9 protein-coding genes are annotated in these 17297 nt (G+C 57.8%); 5 read left to right on the top strand and 4 right to left on the bottom strand.

Annotated features, from left to right (window positions below):
* Positions 1-24 precede the first annotated feature (24 nt).
* Entirely contained in the window at positions 25-1662 is a 1638-nt protein-coding gene (locus ACOBR2_RS10635) for a methyl-accepting chemotaxis protein (RefSeq protein ID WP_420236096.1), read from the top strand.
* A gap of 119 nt (positions 1663-1781) precedes the next feature.
* Positions 1782-3176: a glycoside hydrolase family 27 protein gene (locus ACOBR2_RS10630; protein WP_420236095.1), complete on the top strand. Its 1395-nt coding sequence runs from the start codon at positions 1782-1784 to the stop codon at positions 3174-3176.
* A 72-nt stretch (positions 3177-3248) separates the two neighbouring features.
* Here the strand turns inward: ACOBR2_RS10630 and ACOBR2_RS10625 are convergent, their stop codons facing one another.
* Both ACOBR2_RS10625 and ACOBR2_RS10620 read right to left on the bottom strand, forming a co-directional pair.
* Complete coding sequence (locus ACOBR2_RS10625) at positions 3249-5105, bottom strand: alpha/beta hydrolase family protein (RefSeq protein WP_420236094.1); 1857 nt, start codon at positions 5103-5105, stop codon at positions 3249-3251.
* Positions 5106-5208: 103 nt separating this feature from the next.
* Positions 5209-7509: a glycoside hydrolase family 2 TIM barrel-domain containing protein gene (locus ACOBR2_RS10620; RefSeq protein ID WP_420236093.1), complete on the bottom strand. Its 2301-nt coding sequence runs from the start codon at positions 7507-7509 to the stop codon at positions 5209-5211.
* Between the two features lie 205 nt (positions 7510-7714).
* On the opposite strand from ACOBR2_RS10620, the gene ACOBR2_RS10615 reads away from it, so the two are divergent.
* From ACOBR2_RS10615 to ACOBR2_RS10605, 3 genes are all read left to right on the top strand, one after another.
* Positions 7715-9274 (top strand): DUF5060 domain-containing protein, encoded by a 1560-nt coding sequence (locus ACOBR2_RS10615; RefSeq protein WP_420236092.1) that lies wholly within the window; start codon positions 7715-7717, stop codon positions 9272-9274.
* 324 nt (positions 9275-9598) lie between these two features.
* Positions 9599-10507, top strand: coding sequence for an N-acetylglucosamine kinase (locus tag ACOBR2_RS10610; protein ID WP_420236091.1), 909 nt, complete (start codon positions 9599-9601; stop codon positions 10505-10507).
* A 133-nt stretch (positions 10508-10640) separates the two neighbouring features.
* Positions 10641-11900 carry a hypothetical protein gene (locus tag ACOBR2_RS10605; RefSeq protein ID WP_420236090.1) on the top strand — a complete coding sequence of 420 codons (1260 nt, stop codon included), beginning with the start codon at positions 10641-10643 and terminating at the stop codon, positions 11898-11900.
* Between the two features lie 689 nt (positions 11901-12589).
* On the opposite strand, the gene ACOBR2_RS10600 is transcribed toward ACOBR2_RS10605, so the two are convergent.
* Positions 12590-15460, bottom strand: coding sequence for a diguanylate cyclase (locus ACOBR2_RS10600; protein ID WP_420236089.1), 2871 nt, complete (start codon positions 15458-15460; stop codon positions 12590-12592).
* A 532-nt stretch (positions 15461-15992) separates the two neighbouring features.
* Positions 15993-17258, bottom strand: coding sequence for a tRNA dihydrouridine synthase (locus ACOBR2_RS10595; RefSeq protein WP_420236088.1), 1266 nt, complete (start codon positions 17256-17258; stop codon positions 15993-15995).
* Positions 17259-17297 lie beyond the last annotated feature (39 nt).

Here is a 17297-nt window from a genome sequence, read left to right as displayed (position 1 = left end):
GATAGGGCCGGGAGAAAGTGTGCCATGCCTTCCATACTCCGTGTAACAAGCGTTGAAACTGTAGTTCCAGAAAATACCCTCATCTATTCACAGACCGACCTGCAAGGGCGCATTACTTCTGTCAATGATTCATTTATTCAGCTCAGTGGATATAGTGAAGAAGAATTGATGGGTAAGCCTCATAATATGGTACGCCATCCTGATATGCCCAAAGAGGCATTTGCTGACATGTGGAAGTCGTTGAAGGAGGGCCGGCCATGGCGCGGGCTGGTTAAGAATCGGCGCAAGGATGGTGGCTACTACTGGGTGGCGGCCACGGTTTCACCACTGCGTAAAAATGGCCGGATTGTTGGCTATCAATCGCATCGTCAGCGGCCGGAACGGGTGCAGATTACAGTTGCAGAGAACGCCTACAAACTGATTCAGAGCGGTAATTCGTCGCTGCGCGTCGATCAAGGGCGTGCTTTGCCTGTGCGTTCGCCGCTCTCTGTTCTGTGGCGTCGCTATGATTGTCAGATGACTCTGGCAGGGATTTTTTCCGTCGCAACGCTGGCAGCGGGCGTTCTTGCCTGGGTCGCAGATTTCCCCCTTGCCCTGCGCTTTCTTCTGGGAGGTTTGGTAGGCCTGAGCGGGTTGCACGCGCTCTATATGCTGCTTGGTTTTCTGCCTGCGCTGAAGGGCTATTTGCGCAAGCTCGGTGAGCATCTTGACACCGTGCTGGGCAGCGGTAACCTTAAGCAGCTTTGTACCGCGCAGCGGGAAGACGCCATCGGCGAAATCGGTCACAAGCAGGCCTTGCTGCAGGCCTGGATGCAGTCCAGCATGCACTGCATTGATGATGCGCTCGGTCAGGTGCGTTCTTCCACGGCAGAGATCCTCAAGGCCATCCAGGAGATCAATCAGGCTGCGAACTCACAGAATGATTCCACCAGTTCGGTCGCGGCTGCCACTACCGAGCTTGGCCTGACCATTCGTGAAGTTTCCCAGCATCTGCATGAGACCGAAACGCTGATGGGCTCCAGCGGCCGGAAGGCCACGGAAGGGGCCGGGGTTTCGGCCCGTGCATCTGAAGAGATTCAGCGTCTGGCCACGGCCATTCAGGCGGCTTCCGGTAGCGTGGAGGCCTTAGGTAAAAGCTCTTCGGAGGTTGGTGCGATTGCTGGCGCAATCCGTGAAATTGCCGACCAGACCAACTTGCTTGCGCTCAACGCCAGCATCGAGGCGGCGCGCGCCGGTGAGGCTGGCCGCGGCTTTGCGGTGGTGGCCAATGAGGTTCGCAGGTTGGCGGATCGTACCACCCAGGCCACGGCGCACATTGACTCGCTGCTGCAGAAGATCAAGAGCGATAGCGATCGAGCCATTGATGGTATGCGCAATGGTTCTACGCAGGTGCAGGATGGCCTGAACATGGTGGTTGAGGCAAAGCACTCGCTCGATGGTATTAATGAACTGATTGGCGATGCCGTACGCCGCGTCACGGAGATTGCCACGGCATCCTCGCAGCAGACCGAGGCCATGAACGACATTGGGCAGAACATCTCGCAAGTGGCGGCCATGACCGAGCAGAGCCTTTCTGCGGTGCAACACACCACCAGCAAGATTGAGATTCTTGCGCCCATGGTTGAGCGGGTCAAGGAAGCCGTGGATCAGTTCACGGTGTAAATTCACGGCGTAAAACCTATTTTCATATGCAGATCATTTTGCCGCTGGAGGAGGTTCTTCAGCGGCAAATGATTTTTGGGGGTACACGGCGGGAACTCCGCTGTGGTATACGTCTAGCCATGCGACGCTGCAAGATTTTTCTCGTCCTTTTTTCCGCCTTGGTCCTTTACGCCTCCACGCTTTCCGCGCAGAATCTTGCCCCCTCCCCGCCCATGGGATGGAACAGTTGGGATTCCTATGGCCTCACCATCGACGAGGCCGACTTCCGCGCCAATGTTGCCGTTCTCAACGGTCTGCAGGGCTCTGGCTACAAGTACGCCGTCATTGACGAGGGCTGGTACATGGCCAACCCTACCGGCAAGAGCATTGCCGAGATGCGCTACGTATTGGATAAAAATGGCCTGCTGATTCCTGACCCGGAGCGCTTTCCTTCCGCCGCAAGTAGCGCGGGCTTCAAGCCGCTGGCCGACTGGGTACACCGGCAGGGCATGAAGTTCGGCGTGCATATCGTGCGCGGCATTCCCCGCCAGGCGGTCGATGCCAATCTGCCCATTGCCGGCAGCAGCTTTCACGCGGTCGATGCCGCTGACCAGACCAGTCCCTGCCCATGGGATCAGGGCAACTGGGGTGTGGCGGACAACGCTGCCGGGCAGGCCTATTACGACTCCATGTTCCGCCTCTTTGCTAAGTGGGGTCTGGATTTTGTGAAGGTCGATTGCATCAGCGATCATCCTTATCGTCCCAGCGAAATTCGTCAGATCGCCGAGGCCATTCGCAAAAGTGGCCGCCCCATGGTGCTGAGCCTTTCGCCGGGACCGACCAACGTCAAGCTGGCCATGGATGTGCAGAAATATGCGCAGATGTGGCGCATCTCCGACGACCACTGGGATCTGTGGAACTCACTCAAGCACGACAAGCCGGGCGATGAGTTTGGCTTTGGCACCAAGCAGGACTTCGACCGTCTGGCCAAGTGGTATACCTACGTGGGGCCCGATAGCTGGCCTGATGCCGACATGTTACCGCTCGGTTATTTGGGCCCGCATCCCGGCTTGGGCGAGGCCCGTCAGGCACGCACCACGCAGGACGAGCAGCGCAGTGAGTTTGCCCTCTGGTGTATCACCCGCTCGCCGCTGATTCTGGGCGCGAATCTGACCAAGCTCGACGACTTCACCCGTTCGCTCGTTACCAATCAGACGCTGGTCTTCATCGATCAGAACGCAACCTACAGCCGCCCGGTCGATTCCACGACTCTGGGCGCGGGTTTTGAGAATGCCCGTGTCTGGCGGGCCAGCATCAACGAGCCCGGTGCGCGCGGCTACACGGAATATTTCGGTTTCTTCAATCTGGATGACAAGCCTGTCACGCTGCGCACCACCTGGAAGCAGCTCGGACTCGACGGCGCAAAGCATTCCGCGCTCAATGCCTGGGACGATAGCGAAACCAAGCCCGGCAAGGAGATTTCCGTGACCTTGCCAGCGCATGGCAACGCCGTCTACCAAATCAAGTTCGATTAGTTTTTAAAGAAATCCCGCAGGCAAGACTCTGGGTGCCCCAGGTCCCGATTTTTGGACCTGGGAAAGCACGAACTACTTTCCACATCCCCAATCGCAAGGGAGCGGCTGAGCGTGAAGTTGTTCCCGCAGTTTTTTTGTGGATAGCTGCCGTGCCACTTCCACGCCACCCGCCCGCTCGATTTCCGGAACGTTGAAGTGCTTTAGGTAGTCCTCGTCGTTGCGTAGCTCAGGCACATTTTCAGCAACCCTCTCTACAAAGCCATCGAGCGCAGCATCGGCAAACAGTGCCCACAAAGCCGCATCGCCGGATGAGTGAATCTTCACTGCGCGGCCAAGCTGCTGAGCATAGGCAATGGCCGTCAGCACGTCCTGCACACGGGCCTGATCATCGCTCACATTGTAGGTCAGGAACATCGGCCCGCCGCCGTTTCCAGGATCTTCGGTTGCGGCAGGATGATCCTCGCCATCCCGTGGAGCCTTGGCCGAACCAGTCTGAAAGACATCGAGCACCAGCACGTCGCGCTTCTGCTTGCGCAAGGCTGCTACGGCCTCGCTCTGGAGTGCACTGGCCGAACCTTCAGGATCAAGCACGATCTCGATCGGACCCTTGCCGTTGCCCTTGATCCTGACCGCCTGCAACCGGTCGCCATTGCCACGGGTGAGCACGAGGTTATTGCCCTCCTGAGCAGCGTCCACATGTGTGGGAAGCTCCACCGCCAACGTCTGGCGCAAACGTTCGCGTAAAAGTTTGTCGTCGTGCAGAGCTGCGTTCTGTGTTGTGCTCATCGCCCGCCATGTATCGAAGAATCCATTCAGGTCCACTGCATCTGCGGGCAAAGGATGATTGTAGAGCGCCATCAAATCGCCCAGCGGTGGAATGGAAATGTCATGCTCCACCAGATCTTTCGCGTCGCTCAAGCCCGGATGCAGCTTGGCGAAGAAGCGATAAACCGCCTCGCGGCTCTCACGGTTGAAGTTGTGCGGAGCTTCGATCTGCACCGCCTCCACCGCATCGGGCTTGCCGTAGAGCGCATAGATGGAGTGGATGGCCGGGTACTCATCGCGCAGTGTGTTGCGCGTCCAATCCTTAGTGTCGGAAACCATCAGCATAGGACGCGGAGCGCTGATCGCGGCCAGCTCCACGTTGTTGGTGCCAATGCGCAAGCCAGCCTGGTTCTCGCACAGATCGCCGCCTTGCTTGAAGGAAGAGATCATGTTGACCGGTGCGCTGAAGTGAATACGCTCATCGACGGCTGCCAGCAGAAAGGTTTGCGAAGCGCCGCCCGATGCGCCAGTCGCGCCAATGTCGTTTGCGTCCACATCGGGCAGGGAAGTGACGAAGTCTACGGCGCGGATCGAGTTCCACAACTGCAAACCAAGCGGCCCCAGGCCCCACAGCCGCATCTCTGCGCTGCCAAAGCGATGCGGAATCTGCAGCGTGTCGGTGTAGCCCACCATGTCGTAGGCAAAAACTACGTAGCCCTGCCGCGCCAGACTGATGCCGAGCGATGGCCCGGAGAAGACCGGCTGATTCTCCAGCCTGCCATAGCTCCAGTGCCCGTGCGGACTCACAATGCCCGGATGTTTGGCGTGGCCATTTACGGGCCGGTAGAGATTGCCCCCCAGATAGAATCCGGGAAAAGTCTCCAGCAGCACTTTTTCAATCGTGTAGCCCTGGCCTTCGATCTTGCCGAAGACCTGCGCATGCAGATCGTTCTTGGGCGGAAGCGGTGAAAGCCCGGTGGAGACAAGGATCTGGTTCCGCAGCGCGGCACTGCGCTTCTGCCATGCGTACAGCGACTGAAAACTGGGCAGCGGCTGCCGCGTGTTGGTTGTAACGATCTGCGTATTGCGTACATCGCTCGCAGGAATGCTGCTGTCCGCATTCTGCGCGGCTGCCGACGACACAAACGCAGGAACCAAGGTCAAAAGAAGAAATGAAAAAGCAGAAAGGGCCGCGTACCAGGTTGTCCCTTTCAACCTTTTTGCAATCAAAACTTTCATGCGTAATCCTTCATGGAATCCTTGAAGTCTATAGCAGCTCATTTTTGGCCAGCGCAACATCAATATCAATCGACTTTGTGCCCAAGTAAGGATGTTTGGCCGTGAGCCGGACCTTGCCGCTGACTTCGAAGGCACGAATCCACACCGCGCCCTGTCCGCCCACCAGCGCGAAGGGGTTGTCGCCAAGAATCTCCGCAGGCCCGACTACATCCAGCTGAATGGCCTCGCTGGCAAAGGGACGAATCGCGCCGTACTCATCGGTGACGCGCAGCACTACGCGGGTTGTGTCAGCGCCATCGCCCATCAACTCGGTGTCGTCGGCCACCAGCTCGAATCTGCTGTCGATGGCCTTGCCAGAAGCGGTGAATGTGCCCGACAGCTTGCCGCCAATGTAGCCCTCGATCTTCAAGTCGCCCCAGTCTTCCATGGCCTTGGCGAGGTTGGCGCGGAAGGGTGGGTACTTCAGATGAGGAAACTCCTTGTGGTCTGGCTCGACCTCGGCGATCAGCTTTTCATGAATGTAGTACTTCAGCGTTTCGCAATTCGAGCAGACAACGCCATCGCTGATGTTGGAATTCTCATCACCGCGTGCCCAGTGGAAGGCCGGGGCAATCACCACTTCTTCTGCCGGGTCGCACTGCGAGCGATAGAAACCCGCAGCCAGCTTGGGTTCTCGGAAGATGTCCATCACGCCGTGATAGCAGATGCGGTCGCCCGAGCCGAAGTTGGCGTGGGTGTTGTAGTCGAATGCGCACCAGCCAATGCCGCCCGCGAATTGCGGATTCGAAGCCAGCTGATTGTGAATGCGCGCATGACGCAGTGTGTGTTCGCGCAACCGCTCCACGTTGTCAAAGGTCTTGGTTGGATAGGTGTGGCCAATGAACTCCGTGTTCAGGTAGCAGGGATGATTGGGCGCACGCAGCGGAAAGCCGAAGTCATTCATCGTGAAGACGTCTTCCAGCAACTCGCTTTCGTATTTGTTGCGAATGCCGCCGGTCTGTCGTGTTGGGTCAAGCTGGTGCGCCAGCGCATTGGTGCGCGTGTAGAAGGCGTGATTGTCGTGCGATTCGTTGATGCGCACGCCCCACAGAATAATCGACGGATGATTCCAGTCGCGGCGGATCATCCGGCGCACGTTGTCCACGGCCACGTCCTGCCAGGCCAGATCGCCAATGTGCTGCCAGCCAGGAATCTCTTCCAGCACCAACAGGCCAAGTTCGTCGCAGGCGTCCAGAAAGTGGCGCGACTGCGGATAGTGCGAAGTGCGCACGATGTTGCACTTCAGCTTTTTGCGCAGAATCACGGCGTCCTGTCGCTGCACGCGGCCGGGCATCGCCTGCCCCATCCACGGAAAGGTCTGATGGCGATCCAGTCCACGCAGCTTTACGATCTTGCCGTTCAAAGAAAATCCCTGCGGCGTGAACTTGGCTTCGCGAAAACCGATGCGTCGAGCATCATTATCGATGGGCTGACTGTTTTTGGTCAGCGCCACTTCTACGCGATAGAGCTTGGGCGATTGCAACTCCCACAACGTGATCCCGTCCAGCGCGTCGAAGCTGAGCGTGACGGATTCAGGCACAGCGCCCGCAGCCAGTTTCTGCGTAACTTTGGCGATCTGCTTCTCGCCGTCGTAAAGCGCAGCCTCCAGCGCAAAGTCGGCTTCAAGCGTCTTCGTGGCGCTCTCCAGAAAGCACTGCACGTCGAGCCCGGGTTGGCCACTGAGCACGTTCTTCGGCTGGGCAAAGATGTTCTCAATGTATGTAGGCGTAACCAGACGCAGCGAAACCTCGCGGTAGATGCCGCCGAAGGTCAGGTAGTCCACCTCATGGCCGAAGGGAGGAATGTCGGGCCGCTCGGTGGAGTCCACCTCCACGGCCAGCACGTTCTCGCCTGCCCAATCGATCTGCTGCGTCAGCTCAAAGCTGAAGGGCGTGTAGCCGCCCCGGTATTCGCCCAGTTTGACGCCGTTCAGGTACACGGTGGAGGCCAGCATTACACCTTCAAAATCGACAAAAACACGGCGGCCACGTGCCGGCTGCGGCATGCGAAAGCGTCGGCGATAGATGCTGACGAATTCGTAGGCGCGGTCGTCAAAGCTGTGCCAGGGCAGTCGCAGGTTGGTGTGCGGCACGTTCACACTGGCAAAGTGGCTATCGTCAAAGCTGCGTTCCCGGGCTTCGGGCGTGGCCTTGGGGCTATAGCGCCAGCGGCGGTTGATGGGCAGCACAATGCGGGCATGCGGAGCCTTGTGCGTCTGCGCCAGAGCGGGCACAACAGCCGAGGCAGCAAGAGCGGTTCCAGTCGTCTTTAAAAAATCGCGGCGGTCCATGAGAACTCCTGGCAATCCACCCGGTCGGGTTCCGGGCGGAGGGATAAGTAGTAGGAATAGAGTCTGTCCGACGATCATTGTATGCGTTTCCACAGGCGTCCGGCGTGGTTGCCGCGCACATTCCTTGGCCCTGCTGGCAGAAAGTTAGATGGATCTGCTATCTTTGAAAAGTTTTTCTCAATCCTCCCATTGCAAGAGGTATTTCGTGAACCGTCGCGACCTGTTAAAGCTCTCCGGGTGCGCAGTTGCTGCTGCTGCCACGCCTTCGCTTGTTTCTGCGGCTGAAGTGCGTAGTACGGCATCTGCCTCCGACAAAGTTGCCCGTTGGGATGTGTATGAGCTCACGCTGCAAGGCCCCGAGGGCGGCAATCCCTTCCTTGAGGTGCAGCTTGAAGCTGAGTTTCGATTGCAAAATCGAACGGTGCGTGTGGCTGGATTTTACGATGGCGCAAGCGCCTATAAGGTGCGCTTTATGCCGGAGGAAGCAGGCGTATGGAACTGGCAGACGCAGAGCAGCGCCGCTGAATTGAACGGAAAATCTGGCACATTCGAGTGCATTGCCGCAGAGCAGGGCAATCATGGTCCGGTAAGCGTGCGCGACCAGTTTCACTTTGGCTATGCGGACGGCACACCTTATGCGGAATGCGGTACAACCTGCTACGCCTGGGCTTTTCAGCCTGAAGAGGTACAGTGGCAGACGCTCGAAACGCTCCACAGTTCAGCCTTTAACAAGCTGCGCATGTGCATCTTTCCCAAGTGGTACCAGCACAACAAAAAAGAGCCGCCTGTTTATCCGTTTCCGCGTTCGGGTGAGACGAATGACTTTTCTCGTTTCAACGTCGAGTACTTTCAGCACCTCGATAAACTGATTCTCGCCCTGCGTAACCAGAGCCTTGAAGCCGATCTGATCCTCTTTCATCCTTACGATAAATGGGGCTACAAATCCATGTCGGCGGAGGTGGATGATCGCTATCTGCGTTACGTGATCGCTCGCTTTGGGGCCTATCGCAATGTGTGGTGGTCGCTGGCCAATGAGTTTGATCTGCTGCATGATAAAACCAGCAATGACTGGGACCGCTTCGCGCGTATTCTGGTGCATGAAGACCCTTTCAATCATCTGCGCTCCATCCACTATTGCCACATCCAGTACGACTACACCCGCACCTGGTGTACGCACGCCAGCGTGCAGGATTCGCGCATGGAATTGGCTGCAATCTGGCGTGAAGACTGGCAGAAGCCAGTAGTCTTTGATGAGTGCAAGTATGAGGGCAACATCTCTGCGCAGTGGGGCAATATCTCGGCGGATGCCATGACTCGCCGTTTTTGGATGGCGGCCGTTTCTGGGACATACTGCGGCCATGGCGAAACCTTCCTCAGCAATGAAGACATTTTGTGGTGGTCGCATGGTGGCAAACTGCATGGCAAGAGCCCGCAGCGGATTGCGCTTCTGCGCAAACTGCTGGAAGAGACTTTTGCCGTGGGCAAGGGCCCCATTGGCTTTGACTATGGCGGAGACCACCCGGTCTACTGGGCCAAACGGAAGAACGACAGCGTCTTTTTTTACTACTTTGACGAGCACCAGCCAGCGGAGTTGCCGATTGTTTTACCTAAAGACAAGAGCTATACGGCCGAGCTGATGGATACGAATTCGCTTGAACGCACCATGCTGCCGGGCCATTTTTCTGGTGAAACCACTCTAAAGCTGGCAGGCAAGGCTTACTGTGCGGTATGGCTGCGTGAGGCAAGTCTGTTGGCTCAGGGCTGAGGCACGTTTGCGTGCAGAATTGGGCAAAACAACCCATTCAATACAAGAATGATCCGGGTAGACGGTATAGAAAATCCAGAATTGCTGTAGAGGGAGTTGATGGGGAGAAGTGTCGTTTTCCTCAAGAAAACGGCATCCTGCACACTCTTTCAGACTGCACGCTCATTCTGAATTTGCTCTAAACGTCTGCCCGGAGGCGAAATGAAGTGAGGACAAGGATTACCAGGCTTTGATAACGTTAACGTACCGTTGGATCGCTGGACAAATAGCACTCTGCGCCACGATTCAATGAAAATGAAGACGTCTGGAAGGAGTTGGCGCACGATGAGCCTGATTCTGGGAATTGACGGGGGTGGTACGCGCACACGCGCTTCGATCTTGGATGGTGAAAAGATCATTGGGCATGCCGTGGGTGGTTCCATCAAGCGGCTGCGCGTGGGCGCTGCAGAGGCCGAGGCCAATCTGCGCTCCGTTCTGAAGGAAGCCTATGCCCAGGCCGGCATTCAGGGTGTTTCCGCCGCCTGCTGTGGGGTGGCCAGTGTCTCCATGCCCGGCATTACAGAGTGGGTTACGGCCGTATTGAACGATTTTGGTGTGGAATGCTCCGAGGTAGTGGGCGATGAGGTAATTGCCCTCGATGCGGCCTTCAGGGGAGGCGCGGGAATTCTGCAGATTGCCGGAACCGGTTCCAACACCATTGGCCGCACGGCCGATGGCAAGCGGGAGAGCGCCGGTGGATGGAGTTCGCGACTGGGCGATGAGGGCTCTGGCTATTGGATTGGCGTCAATGCCGTCCGACGCGCCCTGCAAGCCTACGACCGTGAGCAGCCCTGCGCCATTTTGGAGCGGGTGGGCGCATTGTGGCAGACGCCGACCATGGATCAGCTCATCAATGTTGGCGACGGCACACCGTCTCCCGACTTTGCCGCGCTCGCGCCCCTCGTGAACGAACTGGCCGAGGCGGGCGATGCCGTGGCTCTGGGGGTTCTGGCTCAGGCCGCGCAGGATCTGACCAACTTCGTGCTGCTGGTGCGGGATAAGCTCAAACGCAAGCACAACATCGCCGGTGAGATTCCGCTGGCCTGGACCGGCGGCGTCATTGAGACGATGCCTCTGGTGCGCGAGCCCTTTTTTGCCGCTCTCAAGTCCGCCGCTCCGGCAATGCCGGTAGCCACCAGTCCGGTAGTTTCGCTGGAAGGCGCTCTCTGGCGCGCCCAGCGCCTGCTGGCCTGAGCACTTCGCAACCTCTGTTATGGGCAGCCTCTATCCGTGGCTGCCCACTTTTTTGCATGGAATTCGACCGAAAGTTTGTTTTCAGCCTGCATACTGTTGCATATCTCAGAAATCAATACAGGAAAGGTTTGCAATGAAACGTTGGGCGATTCTTTTGAGCTTTTTGGTCATGCTGGCGGCAACCGTTGCTCATGCGCAGGATTCCGATGAAGACAAGACAGGCAAGGGAACGCTGACCGGAAGGGTCTTTTACACCGACAGCAAAACCCCGGCACGGTTGGCGCAGGTTACGCTGCTCAAGCTCGTTTCTGCAGGAGACAAGACGCCTACAAGCAAAAATCCTTTTGTAGCCATGTTAAGCAAAGGCGGATGTGGCCTCAAATGTTTTTCCTCGACCGGGCTGGATGGTCGTTTTGTCATGGATGAGGTTCCGGCGGGCAGCTACGTGGTGATGGCCGTACAGCAAGGAGCCGTGCCACCGCTGGCCCGGGGTGATCTGAATGAGCTGAATAAGGCTTCCTTGAGCGAGGTCAGCGCCGATGTAATCAAAAGCTTTGCTAAAGATCTGACTATTGTGTCCGTAGTTGCCGGCAAAAAATCCGATGTGGACGTGAATCTGACCCATGGCGCGGTCCTGCAGGGCACCGTCAGCTATGACGATGGTTCCCCGGCCGTGGCCGTCAAAGTCCATCTGCTCTACAAGACAAAGAGTGGCGAGTTCGCTGAACCAAACGCGATGTCGCTGGGCGCTGCGGCAACCAATTCCACGCTGATGGGCTACATGACCGACGATAGTGGCCACTACCGCATTGCCGGGCTGGCACCGGGGAGCTATGCAGTCCGGGTCGAGCTGCCGTTGAACATGCTCAAGAATCTGAGCAAGAACCTGATGGGGGCGATTGCACTAGGGGTTGCCAACCCCAAGGCCATGGGCAATGCAACCGCAATGGGCGACGGGCTGAGCGTCTATAGCGGCAATGTCTTCTTCAAAAAGGATTTGAAGGCGATCGCCGTGGGCGAAAACGAGCAAACGGTCGCGGAAGATCTGACCATCCCGGTCGACGGCATGCACTCGGTGACAGCGCATGTAGTAGAGAGCGCCACTGGCAAAGGAGTGGGGGTAGCACAGGTACTGCTGATGGACAGTGAGGGCAAGGAGACGTTGCGCTCCGGATTTGTGGACGACGACGGCACCTGCACCTTTGACTATGTGCCCAACGGACTCTACCTGCTGCGGGTGGCCAACGCCATGGCAGAGAAGGAAAAAGGGCAGGGCTATCTGGACGCCTCCAAGATACAGCACTACAAGGGCTCCGAGGCCAAGGTTCAGGTCAATGAAGATGTGAGCGGCGTGCAACTTTCGGTGAGCAAAATCGAGAGTGAAAGCAAGTAGTTGCTGGTATTTAATCACGGATTGACAAGCAGTATGTAATTTTTACCATGGTAAAAATTACTCGACCATGTAAAAAATACACACGTGAGAAGATCTTCGCAGCGTAGCAAATAGGCTGCGAAGATTTTCTCTTTTCTCGTAAGATATTTTATTTGAAGAACATAGAGAAAATAGTTGGTTTTTCGAGCTGAAAAATTAAGATTGGCACGACGATTGCTCTATTCAAAGTAACTTCGCAGAAATGCGCAGATCAAAAGATTCTGGTTGGAGCGTATGGCTCCCCAGTCGGCATTGCCGACAGATGATTTTTGGTCCACTGTGGAAGGTTTGCAAGCAGGCCTCGAAGAAGGCCGCAGACAGACCAGTAAGCCTACAGCAGGACAGACAAGTTTGGCGGCCCTGGTTACAGGCATTCCCCAGGATGCGGTAATCGGGTGCAGCGCGGAGCGGCCGCAAGGCCTTTATCCCCTCTCTCCGAGGAACTCAGCGCGCCCGGCAGCAAGCCGTTCGGCCGCCACCAAGCTCTCGCACAGCGAGAGAACCAAGGCAACTTGGCCCCCGTATATCGGGGGCCGTTTTTTTGATATTTTTGAACAAAATCAGAGTAAATGTGCCTTTGCTGGAGCATTTTTCTTGAGAAAAAGACCCTTGAGGGGATTATCTCTGGGGTCAGCTACTCTGATTTTGCTCTAGTGGTCCAGAACCTCGACGGCCACAACGCAGTTCCGGCCGTTGTTTTTGGCGCGGTAGAGGGCGCTGTCGGCAGCGCGGATCATGCTTTGCGCGTCGCAGGGAAAGCCCGAGGCAACGCCCATACTGGCCGTTACCTGCAATACATGATCCTTGTCCTGTGCCACGGCAGACTGGATTGCCTGCCGGATCTGCTCGGCGCGCGCCCGTGCAGCCGTAAAACCTGAACCGGGAAGAATCAGCAGGAACTCTTCACCTCCGTAGCGGCCCACCCAGTCGTAGCTGCGCACCGAGCGCAGCAGCACGGCACCAATTTCGCTTAGAACCGCGTCCCCGGCCGGATGCCCGTAGGTGTCGTTGATCTGCTTGAAGCGGTCCAGGTCGAGCATCAGGATGCTCAGCGGGGTCTGTTCGCGGCGGCAGCGTTCGATTTCTCCGTGCAGGCGGTCTTCGATCACGCGATGATTCAGCAATCCTGTCAGGTCATCGTGCTCGGCATAGTGGCGCAGCAGCTCGCGGGTACGCAGCAATTCGGTCTTTTCCGCTTCCAGATCCTGGGTCCGGTTCAGAATTGCGGCTTGCAGCTGGTGTTTTTGCCACACCAGAACATGGACGCGCCAGCGCCAGAGCAGTACGGACAGCAGGATGCCACCCAGCAGAAGAACAGCTTTCAGCTGCCAGCTTTGCCACCATATTGGCTTGATCCAGAATTCGAATTCCACGGTAGAGGAAGCCGTTGCTCTGGCAGGATCCATGGTTTGAGCCTGGAAGACGTAATGGCCGGGCGGCAGACGATGGAAATACAATTTTTCGTTTTCCGTGTCCACCCAGGTTTCTTCCAGGCCAAGCAGGCGATAGCGGATGTGCGGGTGGTTGCCGTCAAGAAAGTTGAGCGTAGCAAGCTGCAGGGTGAGCGCGGAATCACTCCAGCGCACCGTAGCGCCGTTGTACAGGAGCGTTGCGCCAAAGCTGGCCATGGTAATCGACGGCATGTGCGGGCTCGGGGCGTTGATGAACTCCGGATGCAGCAAGTGCGCCAGACCGCCGGAGGTGCCAATCCAAAGGCTTCCGTCGCAGTCTTCGTTCAGCCCGTAGCTGTCAATGTCGTTCCAGATCAGGCCGTCGTTGCGGGTAAAACTACGCCAGGAATGGCCATTGAAGACGGTAAGTCCGGCGTCCTGCCCCACCCAGAGCCAGTCGCGGCTGTCCACAAACAGATCGACAACCTGCTCGGAAAGCAGTTGTGGGCGCAGAATGTGCTCGAGTTCGGTGATGCGATTGCCGCTGATGCGCAGGCGCACAAGGCCGTTGAAGCTGCCCAGTGCCCAGAGGTTGCCATGATGGTCGGCGGCAATGTGCAGGGGGACAACGCCACCCAGGCCCGGATCGATGCGGCTCCAGCCGTGGGCGTTCAAGCGGTAGATTGCCTCCTCAGAGACGGCCCAGATCTCTCCCTGGTTTCCCAGGCAAAGGCTGCGGAAGCGCATGGTGGGGCGGGGGAAGGCGGCAGCTTTCACTAGAACGGGAGCGTCCGCATCCGGTGAAACCAGATAAAGCCCCTGCAGTGTACCGATCCAGAGCCGGTCTTGCGGATCAACCAGAATCGAGTAGATCTTGGCAGGGAGCTTCCAGTTGCCGCTGGCCTTGCCCTGCGGATTGATCCTTACCAGCAGTCCTTCGGAGGTGCCCGTCCAGGTGTTTCCCTGCCGATCCTCCGCCAAAGCCAGTGGATGATTCGTGTTCAGGCCTGGACTTAACCAAGTTTGGGCCTGCACAGAACCGGGAGCGAGCCAGTCCAGACCGCCTACGGTGGCAATCCACAGCCTTCCAGCATGATCGCGCAGCGTGCGCCAGACGATGTCGTCGTTGAGCCCTTCGCTGCGGGTGTAGGCCTCCCAGTTTCCCTGTCCCACCCAGTGCATGAGTCCGTGGCCGGCCAGACCGATCCACAGGGAGCCGTCGCGGTCAGTGATCAGGGTGGAGATCTGAATGCCGGGCAGACCATTGTGGGGCGTAATCATCCGCCAGTGGTCGCTCTCCCAAAGACCGAAATCCGCCCCACGGCTGGCCAGGATCCGCCCCTGACGGTCCATGGTGAAGGAAACCCTCAGAGAGGATTCCGTGCCACCGGGCAAATTGCGATCAAATGCTTTGTTCTGTGCCGGATCTATCTCTTCTATATGCGAGTTGCCTCGCAGCCAAAGATGCCCATGGCTGTCCAAGAGCATATGAAGCCAGTGTTCGTGCGGCAGATGCAGCAGGGAGCCTACCCGCTGCATCTGCCCACCGGAGAGCCTGCAGAGGTCCTCGTCGCAGCCGTACCAGAGCGCGCCAGTGTTGTCGTAGAGCACGCTCCAGATGTGCGTGCCTTGCAGTTGCAAAGGGACGGCGCGGAAGGCGCTGGCGGAATCTCGCCGTAACTGATAGACGTTGTTGCGGTCTGCCACCAGAATCTGCCCGGCTGGCGACTCGGTGAAGACGGAGCCGACGCTCAGAATGAAGTGGCTGCCAGATGCGGGCAATCCAACCTCTTCAAAATGCCCGTTCTGGTTCCGAAAAAAGATCTCCCCGGTGGTGCCCACCAGCATGCTTCCGTCCGGTTCGATGAGGATGTCCTGAATCGAGCGGCCTGTCATGCCCTGCGCTGCCCCAAGGCGTGTGTATTGAGTGCCGTCAAAGCGGTAGAGGCCGTTGTCGGTCCCGATCCAGAGGAAGCCATCGTTGTCCCGGGCGGCACAGTTAATGTTCAGGTTGTCCAGGCCGCTGGAGGAATCGGAAAAGCTGTAGTGCTGCGCCGGGGATAGGGCAGTGGAAAGACAGGCTAGCGCTACGCTGAGGATCAGCGTTTGCAAAATGACCTTCAGCTTCATCTGCCCGCCGTGCAAGTCAACCCTTCGCAATTACCTGGAGATAATTCATTATGTGCGAAAAATGAGCACCTTGCAGTAAAAATCCTGCTTGCAGGGAAGAGAATTAACCGCTCGGAGAGGCACGTTTTCCCAGACAAAAAACGCCATGGGGCATGGCGCTATTTGTGCCCAGTGCGAAGCCTTGAATCTGCTGAGTTTGCGGACGTCCGTTCCTGAAGGCGAGAAAATTTTTGCTGGGGAGGGGGTAGAACTGAGGCAGATTTGAGTCGAATCAAAAGTACCGTAAAACGTAGGCAGATTTCAAGTATTGGAATCCACCCCTGAGGGGCGGTGGGATGCTGTGGCTCAAAGCTGCTTTTTGCAGGATTTCACAGCGCCCCTCAGGGGCGCTCCGTCTCCCTGTGGCAGCAAGCCCCGGGTTTCATCCGGGGCTATTTTTGCTTCACCCCTCCCGGGGTGAAAAACGGTCGTAGCCGTGAACGTCAACAGACACCGCGAGCTTTTGTAGGGCACATGCTTTTTTGCAGCCAGATCAGGCCTGATCGTCGCAGCCGCACGGTTCGTCCGGAAAGAGCTCGCCGGCAGGCGGTTCTTCGCTGGTGGCCGTGGGTGGAGGGGCGCTGAAGAAGCGTTCCACTTCGTCCAGAACTGCCGTGCCGTTCTTTTCCCGGTAGATGGCAGACCGCAGTTTGGATCCGCCCGGAACACCGTGCGTGAACCAGGTGGCAAACTGCTTCATTTTGCCCACCGGATCGCCCAGGCGGGCATCGCGCGGCAGATCCTTGGTAGCTTCGGTCTCGGCGAGCAGCATCCGGAAGTAGGCGTGGATCATGCGGAAGCGGTCTTCCCGGGTGGGCTCGTCGTAGCGGCCAGTGGCTGTGTACTGGGCAATCTGGCGGAAGATCCACGGATTGGTGGGCGCGGCGCGGCCAATCATGACGGCGTCGCAGCCGGTCTCATGCACCATGGCTGCGGCGTCTTCCGGGGTGCGGATGTCGCCATTGCCGATCACTGGAATCTTAACCGCCTGTTTGACGCGGCCAATCCACTCCCACTGTGCCTGCCCCGAGTAGCCCTGTTCGCGGGTGCGGGCATGCAGCGCCACGGCGTTCAGACCCTCGTCCTCGGCCATGCGGGCCAAGTCGATGCAGACGATCTGCTTCTCGCTCCAGCCCATGCGGAACTTGACGGTGAAGGGAATCGTGACTGACTTGCGGACGGCGCGGAAGATCTCCAGAATGCGCGGCATATCGCGCAGCAGCCCCGAGCCGCCATTGGAGCCGACGACTCGCTTGGCTGGGCAGCCCAGATTCAGATCGACCAGATCAAAGCCTGACTCCTCGACGATGCGGGCAGCTTCGGCCAGCGTCTCGGGATTTGCGCCAAAGATCTGTGCGCCAATCGGGTGCTCGTCCTCGTAGAAGCTCAGGTAGCGGCGACGCTTGGTTTCGCGCATGCGGCTCAGGCCATCGGCTGAGGCGAACTCGGTCATCAGCAGTCCGCAGCCGGAGTCGGCGTTGGTGATCGTCTCTTCGACCCCAGGCTCCAGCTCACTGCACTCAGCGTCCTGTTCTTTGTTCTCTGTGCTCTGTTCTCTGTGCTCTGAAAACAGGCTGGCGTGGCGGATAAAGCGCCGGAAGACAGTGTCCGTGACGCCCACCATGGGGGCCAGTACAGTGGCTGGAGAGACGGTGACTGTGCCGATCGTGAGCGTGGCGGGAACCCGAGCTTCCGCCGGCATGGCGTGCTCAATGGGGTTATCCCAGTGCTTTTTTACGGTAATGCCTCTGATTCCCATGAAAGTGAATAGCCGAAGGTGAACGGTGAGGGGAAGGGG

Origin of the sequence: Telmatobacter bradus, from assembly GCF_048629425.1 — a bacterium.
Taxonomy (GTDB): domain Bacteria; phylum Acidobacteriota; class Terriglobia; order Terriglobales; family Acidobacteriaceae; genus Telmatobacter; species Telmatobacter bradus.
This window is presented reverse-complemented; position numbering and strand designations above follow the sequence as displayed.